Raw genomic sequence first — 17,215 nt, forward strand, 5'->3', positions numbered from 1 at the left:
AAGGACGGGTTGTTCCTTGATTGGATTGATGAATTGGCTGCGAACCGGCGCGGTAGGACGACCGGTCGCTTTGTTGCGTAGGCAAGGCGCCGGCGTCAGTGCATGTGGCCACTGTTTCTGTCGAAGATGACGGCTTCGAGCCAGGCATGCGCCTGGTCGCTCTCCGGCTGATTCGCGAGCACCATCATGACGATCCATTTGAAGCGCTCAAGGGTGAACTCATCCAGCTCGAGCGCCATGGCGCGCTCGATGATGATTTCACGCGTGGCCGCATCGATGGCCTTGTGCAGCTCGAGCGCGAGCAGGAAGCCGCGGCAGTGGCGGTCCAGCTTCGCCAGCTCGGGCGCCGAGTAGACGCGCTGGGATCCGCTCGATGCAATCCCGCCTGAATCCGGGGCGACATGCCGCTGTGCCAGATTCTCCAGCCAGAGGAAGGCCTTGTTGATTTCCATCTGTGCGAATCCCGCGCTGCGCAGCATCCCCTTCAGCGCGGATTCATCCTGTTCGACGGAACGATCCTCGTCGAGACAATGCTCGAACAGGTACATGAGGACATCGAGAGTGTTTTCTTTCACGTCATTTCCTTTCGTTCCGGCGCGCATAGATCCCGCCCGGCGCGGCGCTGATGTGGCCGGTCATTTCCAGCTCCAGCAATATGGGGCACAGGCGCTCGCTCGGCAGACGGGTGCGTTCGATCAGGCAATCGACTGTCGTAGGGGCATAATCGATTTGACGCAGAACGGCGGCCATTGTTTCATCCAAAGATGAATTTATCGCCGCGCCACACCGCGCATCATCCGGCATTGAAGGCTGGAATCCGATGGCGGCCGGGTGCAGCTCCTCCAGAATATCATGAATACTCTCGACCAGCTTGGCCCCGGCGCGGATGAGCGCGTGGCACCCGCGTGCGCAGGGATTGTGGATGGAGCCCGGGATGGCGAAGACCTCCCGTCCCTGTTCCAGTGCGTACCGCGCAGTGATGAGCGAGCCGCTCCGCAGGGCGGCCTCGACGACGAGTACCCCGCGGCTCAGACCGCTGATGATACGGTTTCTGCGCGGAAATGAATCCGGCAGCGGCGGACTGCCGAGAGGAAATTCCGAGACGAGGGCGCCGGTGCGACGGATCTCCGCAGCCAGCTTCTCATGCCGGACCGGGTATACCCGGTCCAGGCCCGTCCCGGCAACGGCGATGGTGATGCCACCCGCCGCCAGCGCGCCGCGATGGGCGGCGGCGTCAATGCCGGCCGCCAGTCCGCTGGTCACCGCAAGGCCGTGGCGGGCGAGCTCGAGGGCGAACTCGTGCGCCAGATCGAGACCCGCCGGCGTCGGATTTCGGCTGCCCACCACGGCGACCTGCGGCAATGACAGGCAGACGGGATCACCCTGTATGAACAGTACCGGCGGCGGATCATGGACCTCCCTCAACCAGGGTGGATACCCTGGCGCATGCAGGGTCAGCGCATGGTGTCCTGGCTGGGCGATCCAGCGCAGATCATTTTCGACATCGGACCACGCCGGCCTTTCAAAGTATCGTACCGACTCGGTTGGCAACTGCACGGTTGAGGCAAGTTCGCGGGGCGGTAACTGAAAGACCGCGCGGGGGGAGCCAAGACGCTGGAGCAGCTCGCGAAAACGCACCGGGCCAATGCCCGGCGCGCGCAGCAAGGCGAGCCAGTAGGCGATCTCATCCATGTCGGCGGCGCCGTGGCGCCGAAGTCCATCCCTGTGTCCCGGCGGTTGCCCGTCAGGGGTTGTCTACGGTGTCGAGTATGCGCAGATCACGCGTCGCCTCCATGACGAGCGCGTAACTGATATTATCGAACAGCCGTACGATCATCAACGTACCGGCGCGTTCATTGGGCAGTTTCACCATACGGTCGCCGCCGTTCGCGGCGCCGACCGTGTCCCGCACCACCTCACCGGTCCGGTAGACCGCCAGCACATGGCCTTTCTCCAGGCCATCCACCCTGCCGCGGTTGATGACCACGGTCTGCAGGCGGCCGATTCGGGAGACGCCGTCGAGCACCGATATGATCTGGCCGTCCACATCGGACTGCGGTGCGCGCGGAGTGAAGTACTGGTCCAGTTCCTCATCCAGGGGGGCGAGCAGGCGATCCCCTTTCAGGACCTCGCGATTGGCACGGGTGATCAGCAGCGTGCTGGGGTCACCGGTCGCGGTGAGGTCCGCGCCGGCGACGTCGATGGCCTCGTACCCCAGGATCTGCTTGGGGTTTGCCGGATCGCGGTATACCTGGCCACGCCGCACAATATTATAGGAGTGAATATCGGTGTCCTGCTCCAGGCCGCGTGCATAGACCTTGTCGCCGGTCCCGCTGATCAGATGACCTTCCGAGGTCGCGACGATGTAGGGACTTGCCTCCAGTTCCTCGTCGCTGACGATGCGCGGATGAAGCAGAAACTGCTTTATGGCGTCGATCGGGATCGTGGGTATGGCGGTTTCCAGGGAGGAATACCGGGCGCCGGGAGTCAGCTTGACCGTCGGCAGCCCGCTTCGATCATCGCCGCGTCGCACGGTAAGTACTGGTTTCCCATCGATATATTCCAACTGTATGATGTCCCCTGGATAAATCAGGTGGGGATTCTCGATCGCCGGATTGATCTGCCAGAGTTCCGGCCAGAGCCAGGGGTCCTGCAGGAAACGGGAGGAGATGTCCCACAAGGTGTCGCCTTTCGCGACCACGTATTCATCCGGATGATCGGGCGCCAGCTTGACGGTATCGGCCGGCAGATTTGCGCTGAAGACCAGCGCAAACGGGAGTATCAATCGCAAAAACAGGTGTTTGTTTGACATCTGACTTGCCTTGTTAAATCATCACAGGGTTGTGGAAGCAGCGGGCATATTACACCAAGTACCGTAGTTATCGGCGTGGGTGGGCGGATATTAAGATGCCGCATGCCGGAAAACTATGGATTTCCCAGCGGTTCCGGGTAATACAGCATGGCAATACTTCACATTTTGCACTATCCAGACCCGCGCCTGCGCATCAAGGCCGAACCTGTCGAACAGGTGGACGACGAAGTGCGTCAAATGGTCGACGATATGCTGGAGACTATGTACGACGCGCCCGGCATCGGGCTCGCGGCGCCCCAGGTCAGCGTTAGCAAGCGCTTGATCGTGATTGATATCAGTGAGACGCGCGATGCGCCGGTATGCCTGATCAATCCGGTCATCCTGGCGCGCGAGGGGAGCGAGGTCATGGAGGAGGGATGCCTGTCCGTCCCCGGTATCTACGACACCGTGGAGCGGGCGGCCGCCATTCGGGTGCAGGCCGTCGGGCGGGACGGCGCGTCGTATGAAATGGAGGCGGACGGATTGCTCGCCGTCTGCATCCAGCATGAAATGGACCATCTCGAAGGGAAGCTGTTCGTGGATTACCTGACCGAGATGAAACGGCAGCGGATCAAGAAAAAGCTGGAAAAATACCGCCGCCGCACCCTGTAAGCGCGGCGCTCGCTGACATTGTCTCGGATCCCATGAAGCACGGCTTGCACATAGTCTTCGCCGGCACGCCGGAGTTCGCCGCTATACCGCTGGCGGCCCTGCTGGACGCAGGGTATGCGGTCCACTCTGTATTGACGCAGCCGGATCGTCCCGCCGGGCGCGGCCGCAAGCTGCAACCCGGTCCGGTCAAGCAACTGGCCAGCCAGCGCGGCCTGCCCGTCCATCAACCCGAGAGCTTGAAGGATCCGGAGATTCAGCGGATCCTCCGTGCGCTCGCGCCCGATCTCATGGTCGTTGTGGCATACGGTCTGATCCTGCCGGCGGCAGTGCTGGAGATTCCGCGCTTCGGCTGCATCAACATCCATGCCTCGCTGCTGCCGCGCTGGCGCGGGGCTGCGCCGATCCAGCGCGCCCTGCTGGCGGGGGATGTAGAGACTGGCATTACCATCATCCAGATGGATCGCGGTCTCGATACCGGAGCGATGCTGCATCGCGCCGTGTGTCCGATCGCGCCCGCAGAGACTGCGGGAAGCCTGCATGACAAACTGGCCGTGCTCGGAGCACATGCCGTTCTCGAGGTGATCGGCCGCATCGAGGACGGCACTGTATCAGGCATACCCCAGGACAGCAGCCAGGCCAGCTATGCCGCAAAGATCGACAAGGCGGAGGCGGAGCTGGACTGGTCGCGGCCGGCCGAAGAGCTGGAGCGCCGGGTGCGTGCCTTCAATCCCTGGCCGGTGACCTCGACAACGTTGCCGCCATATGGGCGGCTGCGTGTCTGGCGGACGCAGGTGCTCGCCTCCGCCGGTGCCGTGGCGGCGGCGGGCACCCTGCTGCATGCCGGCCGTGACGGCATTGACGTGGCGACCGGGTGCGGAGTACTGCGGTTGCTCGAGGTGCAGCTCGCGGGCGGCCGTCCAGTCTCCACGGGGGATTTCATCAATGCCCATGCCCTATCGGACGGCGTCATTCTTGGTGGCAATGCGACGCCGGCGGATTGAATGTATGCCGCGTGGCGGGTCGCCGTCATAACCAGAGGGCGCATGTGAGGCATGGACGCACGCCGCGCGGCAGTCACAGTGCTGGTGGAGGTGTTCGGCGCCGGCCGCTCGCTGAGCGCCAGTCTGCCCCCCGTGGTCCGCAAGGTGGAGGACCCGCGCGAGCGCGCACTGGTTCAGGATCTGTGTTACGGGGTGCTGCGCTGGTGGCCGCGGCTTGAGGCCGTTGCCGCTGTTCTCATGCGCAAGCCGCTGAAGGAACGCGATACCGATGTCCACTGCACCATACTCGCCGCCCTCTATCAGTTACTATACACACGGATTCCTCCTCATGCGGCGGTGGACGAGGCGGTGAACCTCGCCGCCGCCCTGGGCAAGCCGTGGGCGCGTTCGGTGATCAATGCCGTGCTGCGCCGTTTTCAGCGCGAGCGTGCGGAGGTTCTGGAGCGGGCGGACCGTGACGAGGCGGCGGCGCTGGCGCATCCGCGCTGGATGCTTGACCTCTTGCAGATGGCGTGGCCGGACGACTGGAGGCGCATCGCGCTGGCCGGCAACGAGCGCCCACCCATGCATCTGCGCGTAAACCGACGCCGCTGTGGACGGGATGAGTACCTGCGCGAGCTCGCCGCCGCCGGCATCGCCGCCTCCCCTCATCCGCATGGTGCGGAGGCGCTGGTGCTCGAGCACGCTTTTGATGTGGACTGCCTGCCCGGTTTCGCCGCCGGTCGAGTGTCGGTGCAGGACGCCGCGGCCCAACTGGCCGCCGTGCTGCTCGCGGCCCGGCCCGGTGAGCGCGTGCTGGACGTCTGTGCGGCGCCGGGAGGCAAGACGGCGCATATCCTCGAGTTGCAGCCCGGGCTCGAGTCGCTGCTCGCCCTGGACCTGGACGCAGTGAGGTTGCAGCGGGTGCAGGAGAATCTCGACCGCCTCGGCCTGGCCGCGACCCTGATGTGCGCCGATGCCGGTACGCCGGAGGACTGGTGGGACGGAATCCCGTTCGATCGCATCCTGCTCGACGCCCCCTGCTCGGGAACCGGGGTGATACGACGCCACCCGGACATCAAACGCCTGCGCCGGGAAGCGGACATCACGCCGCTGGTCGCGCAGCAGGAGCGCCTGCTCGAGGCCGCGTGGTCCGTGCTCAAGCCGGGCGGTATGCTCTTGTATTCGACTTGTTCTATCATTCCCGAGGAAAATGACGGACAGATTGCCCGATTTCTGGCGCGGCATCCTGACGCGGCCGTGCGACGGCTGGAAGCGCAATGGGGGAGGGCTTTGTCCGCCGGGAGGCAGATCCTCCCCGGCGAGGATGGTATGGATGGTTTCTATTATGCGTGTCTGGACAAGCTCCCCCATGCCTGAAGCTGCCGCGGCGCCATGAGCGTGCATCGTCACTGGGTCGTGGCCGCGCTGCTGTCGCTGTGCGCCGGTGTGGCGGCGGCGGATGACGCGACAACTGCGGACGTGGACGCCGCGCCCGGAGTGGTCGTGCGCGAGGCGCACACCGAGCTCAGGGATGACGTCTATTATCTCCACGCGAACATCGACTACCATTTCAGCCAGCCGGCACTCGAGGCCCTGGAGAAAGGCGTATCTCTCACAGTGGTGATGAGGATAGAGATACTGCAAGAACGCAGTTATCTGTGGAGCCGGAAGGTTGCCAGCCTGGAGCAGCGTTATCAGCTCAGTTTTCATGCGCTCAGCCAGCAGTACATGCTGCGCAATCTCAACAGCGGTTCGCAGTACATATTCCCGTCGTTCGACGCCGCACGGACCGTGCTCGGCACCGTCGTCGACCTGCCCGTCATCGACGGATACCTGCTCGAGGAGGGCGGGACCTACAGCGGGCGCCTGATGGCGGAGCTCGACGTCGACCAGCTGCCGGTGCCGCTGCGTCTGCTCGCGCTGGTGTCGAAGGACTGGCAATTGAACAGCGAGTGGTACACATGGCCGCTCTGAGGCTGCGTCAGCTGAGCGGGGGCACAGTGCCGATCCTGGCGCTGTTCGCCCTGCTGCTGGTCTCGCTTTACATGATGAGTGCCGCGACGCAGAATTCCGAGGAATTCGGCCGGCTCTACTTCAGCCTCCTGCTGATCAACATCCTGGGGCTGGTGGCCCTGGTCATCCTCATCGGCACCAACCTGGCGCGGCTGGTGCGCCAGTACCGCAAGGGGGCGGCCGGTTCCCGTCTTACTGTCCGGCTGGTGGTGATGTTTGTGATCCTCGCCCTGGTGCCGGTATCCCTGGTCTATTACTTCTCGCTCGGTTTCATCGAGCGCGGGATCGACAGCTGGTTCGACGTGCAGATCGAGGAGGCCTTCGACGACGCCCTCGAGCTCAGCCGCCTCTCCCTCGACGAGCGCAAGCGAGAATATCTGCGCCGTACCAAGCAGATCGGCACGGACCTGACTCTGGTGCCGGACGAGCAGTTGCCGCTCGTGCTGAACGACCTGCGGGTGCAGAACGACGTCTACGAGCTGACCGTGATGACGGCGGCCGGCAGCATCATCGGTTTCAGCAGCCTCAACCCGCTCGCGATCATGCCGAATCTTCCCCCTGACGCGGTGCTGCGCCAGGCCCGGCGCGGCGATACCTATATCAGCCTGGACCCGGTCGGAGACGACGAGCTTTACGTGCGCATCCTGATCGAACTTCCCGGTATGCGGCCGGTGCTGGAGACACGCCTGCTGCAGGCAATGTATCCCGTTTCCGGCCGCGTAAACGAGCTCACCGCCAGCGTTGAGGATGCCTCATCGCGCTACAAGCAGCTCGCCTATCTGCGCAAACCGCTCAAGTACAGCTTCATGCTGACACTGTCGCTGGTGCTGCTGCTCAGCCTGCTCTCGGCGGTGTGGGCGGCGTTCTTCTCGGCGCGCCGGCTGGTGGCGCCGGTGCGCGTGCTCGCCATCGGCACGCGCGCCGTGGCCGCCGGCGACTACGACCGTCAGCTGCCGCAGCATTCGAGTGACGAGCTCGGTTTTCTGGTAAAGTCGTTCAACGACATGACACGCCGACTGGCGCAGGCGCGCGACGAGGCGCGCCAGAGCCAGCAACAGGCCGAGAGCGAACGCGCCTACCTGCGCGCGGTGCTGGGACGCCTGTCTTCCGGTGTACTGACGCTGGACAAGCAGCGCATCATACGCACTGCCAATGCCGCCGCCGGCCATATCCTCGGCGTCGAGCCCAAGGACTACATCTCCAGCCCGCTGGTCGCGCTGGCGCGGGACCACGAGCACCTGCGGCCGTTCATCGATGCGATCCGGCCGCATCTCGCTGCGGGCGATTCTGACTGGCGCAGGGAGGTCATCGTGTACGGACCGTCCGGGCGGCAGGTGCTGATGTGCGGCGGTGCGTCGCTGCCCGGCCAGGGGCACCGCTGGACCGGTAACGTGCTGGTGGTCGAGGATGTGACCGCGCTGGTGCAGGCCCAGCGCGATGCCGCGTGGGGGGAGGTGGCGCGCCGGCTCGCGCACGAGATCAGGAACCCGCTCACACCGATCCGCCTGTCGGCGGAACGCCTGCGCCGGAAATACCTGAAGGAGATGAGCCCGCAGGATGCCGAGGTGCTCGATCGCTCCACACACACCATCGTGCAGCAGGTTGAGGTGATGCAGGAGATGGTCAAGGCCTTCTCCGATTATGCGCGCACACCCCAGCTCAAGCTGCGGCCGCTCGATCTCAACACCATCATCGGCGAGGTGCTGGACCTGTACCGCGGCGACAGCGGCGCGCGCTTCGAGACGGAACTCGATCCCGCGCTGCCGGAATTGCGCCTCGACTCGGGCCGGATGCGCCAGCTGCTGCACAACCTGATCAAGAACTCGATCGAGGCGGCGGAGGCGGGTCGTGAATGCCATGTCACCCTGCGCACCGCAGTCGTTCTGGAGGCGGGGGCGGAGAGCGTCGAGCTGCGCGTGCAGGACAACGGTCCGGGGCTTCCCGCGGAGATGGTGGGCCGCTACTTCGAGCCGTATTTCACCACCAAGCACAAGGGCAGCGGCCTCGGGCTCGCGGTGGTGAAGAAGATCGTTGAGGAACACGGCGGCATGGTGTGGGCAGAGAATGCCCGCGAGGGCGGTGCGCTCATCGTGGTTCGCTTCCCGACTGAGACAACCTCGGCTGCGGAGGATGGCGCGGCGGAAAGGCAGGGCGGCAGCGCGACGGCGCGGACCGCACCCGGTGAACGGAAACACAAGGCTGAGGCAAGGCAGGTTGAATCATGAACGCCCATATACTGGTGATCGATGACGAACGGGACATCCGCGAGCTGGTGCGGGAGATCCTGGAGGACGAAGGTTACGAGGTCAGCGTGGCCGAGGACGCTGCGCAGGCGCGGCAGGCGCGGCGCCAGCGACGCCCCGACCTCATTCTGATGGACGTGTGGTTGCCGGATACCGACGGCCTGAGCCTGCTGCGCGAGTGGTCGCAACAGGGCGGCGTGGACGCACCGGTGATCATGATCTCCGGCCACGGAACGGTGGAAACCGCGGTCGAGGCGACCAAGCTCGGTGCCTACGATTTCGTCGAGAAACCGCTCTCCCTGTCGAAGCTGCTGCTGGTGGTGCAGCGTGCGCTGGAGGCCGACCGGCTGCAGCGTGAAAACGTCGGCCTGCGTGAACAGGCACAGGCGCTGCTCGAGCCGATCGGCGGCAGCGCGGTGATGAAGGACCTCCGCGCACAGGTGCAGCGCGTCGCGCGGCACAATGCCTGGGTGCTGATCAGCGGCGAACCGGGCAGCGGCAAGGAACTGTTCGCGCGCTACCTGCATCACTGCAGCGCGCGCAGCGCGGGACCGTTCGTCGAGGCGGGCATCGCCGCCATCGCGGGCGACAACGCGGCGGTCGAACTGTTCGGCGCGGAACAGGGCGCCGGCATCCGCTACGGATTTTTCGAAAAGGCTAACGGCGGCACCCTGCTGCTGGGCGAGATCGGGGAGATGAGCCTCCCGGTGCAGGCCAAGCTGATCGGCGCGCTGGAGGACAAGCATTTCGTGCGCGTCGGCGGCAAGGATCCGGTGCCTTTCGACGTACGCGTGGTGGCCGCGACCCATCGCGACCTCGAGGCGGACATCAAGGCGGGTAGCTTCCGGGAGGACCTCTATTACCAGCTCAATGTGGTACCGCTGCGCATACCGCCGCTGCGCGAGCACGGCGAGGACGTGCCGCAGCTGATCGATTACTACGTCGACGTCTTCGTCAGGCAGGACAACCTCCCGCGGCTGCGTTTCTCCGACCCGGCGCGCAAGCGCCTCAGCGGCCATCACTGGCCGGGCAACGTACGCGAGCTGAAGAATCTGGTGCAGCGCCTGCTGATCCTGGCCGCCGGCGACGAGATCACCCTGGACGACGTGGAGACGGCGCTGGGCGTGCGTTCGCGCCATACCGCTGAGATTCCGGTCGCCTTCGATTCCGAGCTGCGCACCGCGCGCCTTGAATTCGAGCGGGCCTATTTCGAATACCAGCTCGGCGTCGTCGGCGGCAACATGGCCGAGGTGGCGCAGCGCGCCGGGATAGAGCGCACGCATCTGTACCGCAAGCTGCGCATGCTCGGTATCAAGGCGAAGCAGGATTAGAATGGCACCGGCGTGACTCATCCACGATTCCAGGTACGGGAAGCGATCGACACATGAAAATAATCATCTTGGGGGCCGGGCAGGTCGGCGGCTCGGTGGCGGAGAACCTGGCGCGCGAGGCCAACGACATCACGGTGGTCGACCACGACGCAAAGCGCCTGCAGGACCTGCAGGACCGGCTCGACCTGCGTACCGTCCTCGGGCAGGCCTCCCATCCCGAGGTGCTGCGCCGCGCCGGGGCGGAGGATGCCGACATGATCATCGCCGTCACCAGCAGCGACGAGACCAACATGGTGGCCTGCCAGGTCGCCTACACCCTGTTCCATACCCCGACCAAGATCGCGCGCGTGCGCGCGCGCGACTATCTCGCCTACTCGCAGCTGTTTACCCAGGAGGCGCTGCCGATCGACATGCTGATCAGCCCCGAGCAGGTGGTCATTGACCAGGTGCAGCGACTGATCGAGTATCCGGGTGCCCTGCAGGTGCTCGATTTCGCCGGCGGACGCGTGCGCCTGGTGGCGGTCAAGGCCTATTACGGCGGGCCCCTGGTCGGCCACGAGCTGCGTGAGCTGCGCGAACACATGCCCGGCATCAAGACCCGCGTCGCCGCGATCTTCCGCCGCGGTGCGCCGATCATCCCCCAGGGCGACACGGTGATCGAGGTCGACGATGAGGTGTTCTTCATCGCGGCGACGGAGGACATCCGCGCGGTGATGGGCGAGCTGCGCAAGCTCGACAAGCCGATCCGGCGCGTGACCCTGGTCGGCGGCGGCAACATCGGCAAGGGCCTGGCCCGCGCGCTGGAGAATCGCTACCAGGTCAAGCTGATCGAAAATGACACGGTGCGCGTGCAGGAGGTGTCCAACGAACTCGAGCGCACCCTGGTGCTGCAGGGCGACGCCGCCGACGAGGATCTGCTGATCGAGGAGAACATCGAGAACACCGACGTGTTCTGCGCCGTCACCAACGACGACGAGGCGAACATCCTGTCCGCCATGCTCGCCAAGCGGCTCGGCGCGCGCAAGGTGATCTCCCTGATCAACCGCTCGGCCTATGTCGACCTGGTCGAGAGCGGCACCATCGACATTGCCATATCGCCCCACCTCGCCACCATCGGCGGCCTGCTCGCCCACGTGCGCCGCGGCGACGTGGTGGTGGTGCATTCGCTGCGGCGCGGCGCCGCCGAGGCGATCGAGGCGGTGGCCCACGGCGATACCAAATCCTCCAACGTGGTCGGCCGCGCCGTGGGGGACATCAAGCTGCCGCCGGGCACGACCATCGGGGCCATCGTGCGCGGGGAGGAGGTGCTGATGGCGCACCACGACTCGGTGATCGAGGCGGACGACCATGTCATCCTGTTCCTGGTCGACAAGAAGCGGGTCGCCGAGGTGGAGCGGCTGTTCCAGGTCGGCGTCACGTTCTTCTAGACAGGCCCGCATGACCCCTTCGCCCGTTTCTCCCTGCAAGCGCCGCGCGCGCGCGCCGACGACCCTCCGATGCAGCTCCGCATCATCCAGCGCATAGTCGGTCTGCTGCTGACTCTGTTCAGCCTGGCCATGCTGCCGCCGCTGCTGTTCGCATGGCACGACGCCGACGGCGCCCTGCCGGGCTTCGCGCTGTCGTTCGCCGTCGCCCTGGTCTGCGGCCTGGCGCTGTGGCTGCCGGTACGCACCATGAGCGTCGAGCTGCGCCTGCGCGACGGCTTTCTGGTGGTGGTTCTGTCGTGGGTGATGCTAGCGCTGTTCGGGGCGCTCCCCTTCGTGTTCACGCCGGGGCTTGCATACACGGACGCGGTGTTCGAATCGTTTTCCGGGCTGACCACCACGGGGGCGACCGTAATGAACGACCTCGACGCGCTGCCGCGCTCCGTGCTGTACTACCGCCAGCAGCTGCAGTGGCTCGGTGGCATGGGGATCATCGTGCTGGCGGTGGCGATCCTGCCCATGCTCGGCATCGGCGGCATGCAGTTGTTCCGCGCCGAGACGCCCGGCCCGATGAAGGACAACCGGCTCACCCCGCGCATCACCGAGACCGCGAAGGCCTTGTGGTACCTGTACCTCGGGCTGACGCTGCTCTGCGCGAGCGCCTACTGGATCGCGGGGATGACGCTGTTCGACGCGGTCGGGCACAGTTTTTCCACGGTTTCGATCGGCGGTTTTTCCACCCATGACGCCAGCCTCGGGCACTTTGACAACCCGATGGTCGAGATCGTGGCCACGTTCTTCATGGCCATATCGGGCGCGAATTTCGCCCTGCATTTCCTCGCCTGGCGCGGCGCCAGCGTCGCGCCCTACCTCAGGGATCCGGAGTTCAGGACCTACCTCACCGTGCTCGGGTGCCTGGCGGCGGTCAGCGGCGTGTATCTTTACGCGAGCGGCATCTTCGACACGCCCGGCGAGGCGCTGCAGCGCGGCTTGTTCCAGGCCGTCGCCATCGCGACGACCGCCGGTTTCACCACGGCTGAATACCAGCAATGGCCGCCCTTCCTGCCGGTACTGCTGCTGATGAGCAGCTTCATCGGCGGCTGCGCGGGTTCCGCCGGCGGCGGGCTCAAGGTGATCCGCGTCCTGCTGCTGATGCGCCAGGGCACGAGGGAGATCAAGCGCCTGGTCCATCCCAGCGCGCATTACCTGGTCAAGATCGGAAACAAGGCCCTGTCGGGAGAGGTGATCGATTCGATCTGGGGATTCTTTTCCCTGTATGTGGTCTGCTTCTGTACCATGACCCTGCTGCTGGCGGCCACCGGCCTCGACCTGGTGACCGCATTTTCCGCGGTCGCCGCCTGCATCAACAACATGGGTGTCGGCCTTGGCGGCGTGGGGTCGGGATTCGCCGATCTGAACCCGGCCTCGAAGTGGGTGCTGTGCGTCGCGATGCTGCTGGGCCGGCTCGAGATGTTCACCCTGCTGGTGCTGTTCATGCCGGGCTTCTGGCGCAAATGATTCGCCTGCCCGCGGGGCCATACGAGGACTATACGGAGGGAAGAGATGAGCGAAAGCCGTGACAAATGGGATGCCATCTACAGCCAGAAGACCGGGTTCCCCGGCGCACCGACCCGCGTGCTGGCGGAGAACGCGCACCTGCTGCCGCGTGCGGGCGACGCGCTCGAGATCGCCTGCGGCCGTGCCGGCAACGCCGTCCTGCTGGCGGAGCGCGGGCTGGTCACGCGGGCCTGGGACATCTCCGCGGTTGCGATCCGGCAGATCAACGACTACGCGCGGGCGCGCGGGCTTCCGCTCACCGGGGAGGCGCGCGACATGACTGAGCAGCCGCCGGCCCCCGCCTCCTGCGACGTGCTCGTGGTCGCCCATTACCTCGACCGCGGACTGGCTCCGGATCTCATCGCCGCGCTGCGTCGGGGCGGCCTGCTGTTTTATCAGACGTTCACACGCACGCGCGTGACGGAGGCCGGCCCCGGGAATCCGGAGTACCGCCTCGCGGACAATGAATTGCTCGCGCTGTTCTCCCCGCTCAGGGTGCTGGTGTACCGCGAGGAGGGCCGTGTCGGCGCGCTCGACCAGGGCCTGCGCGACGAGGCGATGATCGTCGCCCAGAAGCTATGAGGCGCGCCGCGTATAGAAGCGCGTCTCACCCGGGGGCCGCGTCTTGAAGCGCTTGTAGCTCCACTGGTACTGCTGCGGGAGGGCGCGGACGCAGGCCTCGATGCCGGCATTGACGGCCGCGGTGATCTCCTCGACCGAGGCCCCGGACACCGGTGTGAGCGGCAGGAAATGCAGGTGGAAGCCGGCGCCGGCCGCGATGCGCTCGGCGTAGGCGATGAACACCGGTGCGCCGGTCTGCTGCGCGAGGCGCGCCAGCAGCGTCATCGTATAGGCGGGACGGCCGAAAAACGGGCTGAACACGCCACTGCCGAAACCCGGCTCCTGGTCGGGGAGGATGCCGAGGAGTTCGCCCCGCCGCAGCGCCTTGAGCAGGGCGCGCACCCCGGCGGTATCGGCCGGCACGAGTGCGGCGCCGAAGCGTTCGCGCGCGGCCGTCATTAGGGTGTCGAGACCGTGCAGGCGCGGTGGCCGGTAGAGGCTGGTCATGCGGTGGTGCAGGGAGCTGTAGAGCGCGGTCAGTTCCCACGCGCCCAGGTGCGGCATGGCGAGGATCGCGCCGCGCCCCGCGCCCAGTGCCGCATCGAGCACGGCCTCGCCCTCGACGCCGCGGACCAGGCTGTCGATGCGCCTCCGGTCCCAGCGCCACAGCGGCCCGGTCTCCGCCGCCGTCCTGCCGGTCTCGATCAGGCTGCGTCGCACCAGGTGCTCCCGGCCCGCCGCGTCCAGTTGCGGCAGGCAGCGCGCGATGTTGATGCGGGAGACGCGCCGCGCCTCGCTGGGGAGGCGGGCGAGCGCCCAGCCACCCGCAGCCCCCAATACATGGACGGCTCGCAAGGGCATGGCCGCGCTCAGACGCAGGAAAAATTTGATCAGGAGGGCCCGCATCGGCCGTATCGGTTCATGACAATGTTAGAATAGCGCGGGCATTACGCGTGCCCGCGCTCCCCGGCGGCGGCCGGACGCCCGCGGGGCGTTGTCTGCATCAGACGGCCAGTCTAAATCAAGGTAATCGGATTTGTCATGAGAGAAAAATTCATCGAGCGTTTGCGCCAACGCGTGCTGCTGTGCGACGGCGGTACCGGGACCCTGATCCAGGCGGAGGAGTGGGACGTCGACAAGGATTTCCTCGGGCTGGAGAACTGTTCGGAGATCCTGTGCCGGACGCGGCCCGATTTCGTGCGCAAGCTGCACCGCGTCTACTATGAGGCGGGCGCGGACTGCGTCGAGACCAACACCTTCGGCGCCAACAAGGTGGTGTTCGCCGAATTCGACCTGGTCGCGCAGACCTATGAGCTGAACCGCCTGGCGGCGGAACTGGCGCGCGAGGTGGCGGACGAATTCACCACCCCGGAATGGCCGCGCTACGTGCTCGGCTCGATGGGGCCCGGCACCAAGCTGCCCAGCCTGGGCCACATCGGCTACGACACGCTGGAGGATTCCTATTACGAACAGGCGCGCGGCCTGCTCGACGGCGGCGTCGACGCCTTCCTGCTCGAGACGCACCAGGACCTGCTGACGATGAAGGCCGGCATCAACGCCATCAAGCGCGCGCGCGCGGAGAAGGGCATGAGTCGCGCGGACACCCCGATCTTCGCCCAGGTGACCATCGAGACCACCGGCACCATGCTGGTCGGTTCCGACATCGGCTGCGCGGTGACCGCGCTGGCGGCGATGGACGTGGATGCGATCGGCCTGAACTGCGCCACCGGCCCGACCGAGATGGCCGAGCACGTGCAGTACCTCGGCGAGAACTGGCCCGGTCTGATCTCGATCATGCCCAATGCCGGCCTGCCCATGCTGGTGGAGGGCAAGACGGAATATCCGCTGTCGCCCGAGGAGCTGGCCGGCTGGCAGCAGCGCTTCGTCGAGGAGGACGGCGTCAACCTGATCGGCGGCTGCTGCGGCACCACCCCGGCGCACATCGCGCGCCTGCGTGCGATGCTCTCCGGGCGCGCCGATCCGGCGCCGCGCAAGCGCCAGATCGTGCTGACGCCGGCGGTCAGCTCGCTGTACACCAGCGTGCCGCTGCGGCAGGAGAACGCGGTGTTCGCGGTCGGCGAGCGCTCCAATGCCAACGGCTCGAAGAAATTCCGCGACCTGCTCGGCGCGGAGGACTGGGACGCCCTGGTCGGCATCGGGCGCGAACAGGTCAAGGAAGGCTCGCATGCGCTCGATGTGTGCGTGGCCTACGTCGGCCGCCCCGAGGCCTCCGACATGATCCAGGTGGTCACGCGCTACCGCGGCCAGATCACCGTGCCGCTGGTGATCGATTCGACCGAGACGCCGGTGCTGGAGACCGCGCTGAAGCTGATCGGCGGCAAGAGCATCATCAACTCGATCAACTTCGAGGACGGCGAGGAAAAGGCGGAGAAGGTGCTCGGTTACGCGAAGAAATTCGGCACCGGCGTGGTCGCCCTCACCATCGACGAGGGTGGTATGGCCAAGGAGGTCGATCACAAGCTCGCCATCGCCGCCCGGCTGTACGAGTTTGCGGTCGGGCGCCATGGCCTGCCGGCATCCGACCTGCTGTTCGATCCGCTCACCTTCACCATCTGCACGGGTGTGGAAGAGGACCGCGACCACGGCAAGAACACCCTCGACGCCATCGAGCGCATCGCGCGCGAGTTCCCCGAGTGCCAGATCCTGCTCGGCCTGTCCAACATCTCGTTCGGGCTGAACGCCGCGGCGCGCCACGTGCTGAACTCGGTATTCCTCCATCACGCCCAGCGGCGCGGCATGACTGCGGCGATCATCCACGTGTCCAAGATCGTGCCGCTGCACAAGATCGACGAGGCCCACCGCCAGGCGGCCGAGGACCTGATCTTCAACGTACGGCGCGACGGCCGCGACCCGCTGCTCTACTTCGTCGATCTGTTCAAGGACGCCAAGTTGGCGGCGACGGTGAAGGTGAAGGCCGAGACGGTCGAAGAGGCGCTCAAGCAGCGCATCATCGACGGCGACAAGAAGGGGCTGGAGGACGACCTGCGCGAGGCCCTGAAGAAATACCGGCCGCTCGACATCATCAACGAACTGCTGCTCGACGGCATGCGGGTGGTCGGCGAGCTGTTCGGCTCCGGCCAGATGCAGCTGCCCTTCGTGCTGCAGTCGGCCGAGACAATGAAGGCCGCGGTGGCGTTCCTCGAACCGCTGATGGAACGCATCGACGGCCAGCAGAAGGGCACGCTGGTGCTCGCGACGGTGAAGGGCGACGTGCACGACATCGGCAAGAACCTGGTCGACATCATCCTGACCAACAACGGCTACCGGGTGATCAACCTCGGCATCAAGCAGCCGCTGACGAACATCCTCGAGGCCGCGTTTGAACACCGCGCCGATGCCGTCGGCATGTCCGGCCTGCTGGTGAAGTCGACGGTGATCATGAAGGAAAACCTCGAGGAGATGAAGCGCCAGGGCGTGGACATCCCGGTACTGCTGGGCGGCGCCGCATTGACGCGCCGCTATGTCGAGGGTGATTGCCGCGCGGCCTACACCGCGCCGGACAAGGTGCACTACGCCAAGGACGCCTTCGGCGGGCTCAAGCTGATGAACACCATCATGGAAGCGAAGCAGGGCGCGCGCTAGCCGGCCCGGCCGCGGCTCCGTGTGGCCGCCAGAATCG

Annotated in this window: 14 protein-coding genes; 10 read left to right on the forward strand and 4 right to left on the reverse strand. The window is 65.9% G+C overall.

Annotation, left to right across the window (positions count from 1 at the left end):
* Positions 1–95: 95 nt before the first annotated feature.
* From IPK65_14300 to IPK65_14310, 3 genes are read right to left on the reverse strand one after another with little or no spacing between them, the layout of a single operon-like run.
* A complete protein-coding gene (locus IPK65_14300; GenBank protein MBK8164257.1) occupies positions 96–575 on the reverse strand; it encodes a DUF494 domain-containing protein in 480 nt (159 codons plus the stop codon).
* A 1-nt stretch (position 576) separates the two neighbouring features.
* Positions 577–1,692, reverse strand: coding sequence for a DNA-protecting protein DprA (gene dprA / locus IPK65_14305; GenBank protein MBK8164258.1), 1,116 nt, complete (start codon positions 1,690–1,692; stop codon positions 577–579).
* Between the two features lie 52 nt (positions 1,693–1,744).
* Positions 1,745–2,812, reverse strand: coding sequence for a LysM peptidoglycan-binding domain-containing protein (locus IPK65_14310; GenBank protein MBK8164259.1), 1,068 nt, complete (start codon positions 2,810–2,812; stop codon positions 1,745–1,747).
* A 147-nt stretch (positions 2,813–2,959) separates the two neighbouring features.
* On the opposite strand from IPK65_14310, the gene IPK65_14315 reads away from it, so the two are divergent.
* The 9 genes from IPK65_14315 to IPK65_14355 all read left to right on the forward strand — a co-directional run bounded on the left by IPK65_14315 (position 2,960) and on the right by IPK65_14355 (position 13,596).
* On the forward strand, positions 2,960–3,463 hold the full coding sequence (locus IPK65_14315; GenBank protein MBK8164260.1) for a peptide deformylase: 504 nt from the start codon (positions 2,960–2,962) through the stop codon (positions 3,461–3,463).
* Between the two features lie 32 nt (positions 3,464–3,495).
* Positions 3,496–4,464, forward strand: coding sequence for a methionyl-tRNA formyltransferase (locus IPK65_14320; GenBank protein MBK8164261.1), 969 nt, complete (start codon positions 3,496–3,498; stop codon positions 4,462–4,464).
* A 51-nt stretch (positions 4,465–4,515) separates the two neighbouring features.
* Positions 4,516–5,823 (forward strand): 16S rRNA (cytosine(967)-C(5))-methyltransferase RsmB, encoded by a 1,308-nt coding sequence (rsmB, locus tag IPK65_14325; protein MBK8164262.1) that lies wholly within the window; start codon positions 4,516–4,518, stop codon positions 5,821–5,823.
* A gap of 15 nt (positions 5,824–5,838) precedes the next feature.
* On the forward strand, positions 5,839–6,420 hold the full coding sequence (locus IPK65_14330; protein MBK8164263.1) for a DUF4390 domain-containing protein: 582 nt from the start codon (positions 5,839–5,841) through the stop codon (positions 6,418–6,420).
* A complete protein-coding gene (locus IPK65_14335) occupies positions 6,408–8,684 on the forward strand; it encodes a HAMP domain-containing protein (GenBank protein ID MBK8164264.1) in 2,277 nt (758 codons plus the stop codon). The genes IPK65_14330 and IPK65_14335 overlap by 13 nt, the downstream gene beginning before the upstream one ends.
* On the forward strand, positions 8,681–10,033 hold the full coding sequence (locus IPK65_14340; protein MBK8164265.1) for a sigma-54-dependent Fis family transcriptional regulator: 1,353 nt from the start codon (positions 8,681–8,683) through the stop codon (positions 10,031–10,033). The genes IPK65_14335 and IPK65_14340 overlap by 4 nt, the downstream gene beginning before the upstream one ends.
* Before the next feature lie 53 nt (positions 10,034–10,086).
* Entirely contained in the window at positions 10,087–11,460 is a 1,374-nt protein-coding gene (trkA, locus tag IPK65_14345) for a Trk system potassium transporter TrkA (protein ID MBK8164266.1), read from the forward strand.
* A 69-nt stretch (positions 11,461–11,529) separates the two neighbouring features.
* On the forward strand, positions 11,530–12,975 hold the full coding sequence (locus tag IPK65_14350) for a potassium transporter (GenBank protein ID MBK8164267.1): 1,446 nt from the start codon (positions 11,530–11,532) through the stop codon (positions 12,973–12,975).
* Between the two features lie 45 nt (positions 12,976–13,020).
* Positions 13,021–13,596, forward strand: coding sequence for a class I SAM-dependent methyltransferase (locus IPK65_14355; protein MBK8164268.1), 576 nt, complete (start codon positions 13,021–13,023; stop codon positions 13,594–13,596).
* Here IPK65_14355 and IPK65_14360 read toward each other — a convergent pair.
* Entirely contained in the window at positions 13,591–14,436 is an 846-nt protein-coding gene (locus IPK65_14360; protein MBK8164269.1) for a lysophospholipid acyltransferase family protein, read from the reverse strand. The two genes, IPK65_14355 and IPK65_14360, sit on opposite strands and share 6 nt — an antisense overlap.
* A 180-nt stretch (positions 14,437–14,616) precedes the next feature.
* On the opposite strand from IPK65_14360, the gene metH reads away from it, so the two are divergent.
* Positions 14,617–17,178 carry a methionine synthase gene (gene metH, locus IPK65_14365; GenBank protein ID MBK8164270.1) on the forward strand — a complete coding sequence of 854 codons (2,562 nt, stop codon included), beginning with the start codon at positions 14,617–14,619 and terminating at the stop codon, positions 17,176–17,178.
* Positions 17,179–17,215: the final 37 nt, after the last annotated feature.

The sequence above is a fragment of the Gammaproteobacteria bacterium genome, assembly GCA_016712635.1.
Classification (GTDB): Bacteria; Pseudomonadota; Gammaproteobacteria; order SZUA-140; family SZUA-140; genus JADJWH01.

What these genes read in the sequence shown, in the direction of transcription:
- IPK65_14355 (MBK8164268.1), top strand. Translation starts at nt 13,021, where the DNA reads ATGAGCGAAAGCCGTGACAAATGGGATGCCATCTACAGCCAGAAGACC.
- IPK65_14320 (MBK8164261.1), top strand. Translation starts at nt 3,496, where the DNA reads ATGAAGCACGGCTTGCACATAGTCTTCGCCGGCACGCCGGAGTTCGCC.
- dprA (MBK8164258.1), bottom strand. Translation starts at nt 1,692, where the DNA reads ATGGATGAGATCGCCTACTGGCTCGCCTTGCTGCGCGCGCCGGGCATT.
- rsmB (MBK8164262.1), top strand. Translation starts at nt 4,516, where the DNA reads ATGGACGCACGCCGCGCGGCAGTCACAGTGCTGGTGGAGGTGTTCGGC.
- IPK65_14340 (MBK8164265.1), top strand. Translation starts at nt 8,681, where the DNA reads ATGAACGCCCATATACTGGTGATCGATGACGAACGGGACATCCGCGAG.
- metH (MBK8164270.1), top strand. Translation starts at nt 14,617, where the DNA reads ATGAGAGAAAAATTCATCGAGCGTTTGCGCCAACGCGTGCTGCTGTGC.
- IPK65_14360 (MBK8164269.1), bottom strand. Translation starts at nt 14,436, where the DNA reads ATGCCCTTGCGAGCCGTCCATGTATTGGGGGCTGCGGGTGGCTGGGCG.
- trkA (MBK8164266.1), top strand. Translation starts at nt 10,087, where the DNA reads ATGAAAATAATCATCTTGGGGGCCGGGCAGGTCGGCGGCTCGGTGGCG.
- IPK65_14335 (MBK8164264.1), top strand. Translation starts at nt 6,408, where the DNA reads ATGGCCGCTCTGAGGCTGCGTCAGCTGAGCGGGGGCACAGTGCCGATC.
- IPK65_14330 (MBK8164263.1), top strand. Translation starts at nt 5,839, where the DNA reads ATGAGCGTGCATCGTCACTGGGTCGTGGCCGCGCTGCTGTCGCTGTGC.
- IPK65_14310 (MBK8164259.1), bottom strand. Translation starts at nt 2,812, where the DNA reads ATGTCAAACAAACACCTGTTTTTGCGATTGATACTCCCGTTTGCGCTG.
- IPK65_14350 (MBK8164267.1), top strand. Translation starts at nt 11,530, where the DNA reads ATGCAGCTCCGCATCATCCAGCGCATAGTCGGTCTGCTGCTGACTCTG.
- IPK65_14315 (MBK8164260.1), top strand. Translation starts at nt 2,960, where the DNA reads ATGGCAATACTTCACATTTTGCACTATCCAGACCCGCGCCTGCGCATC.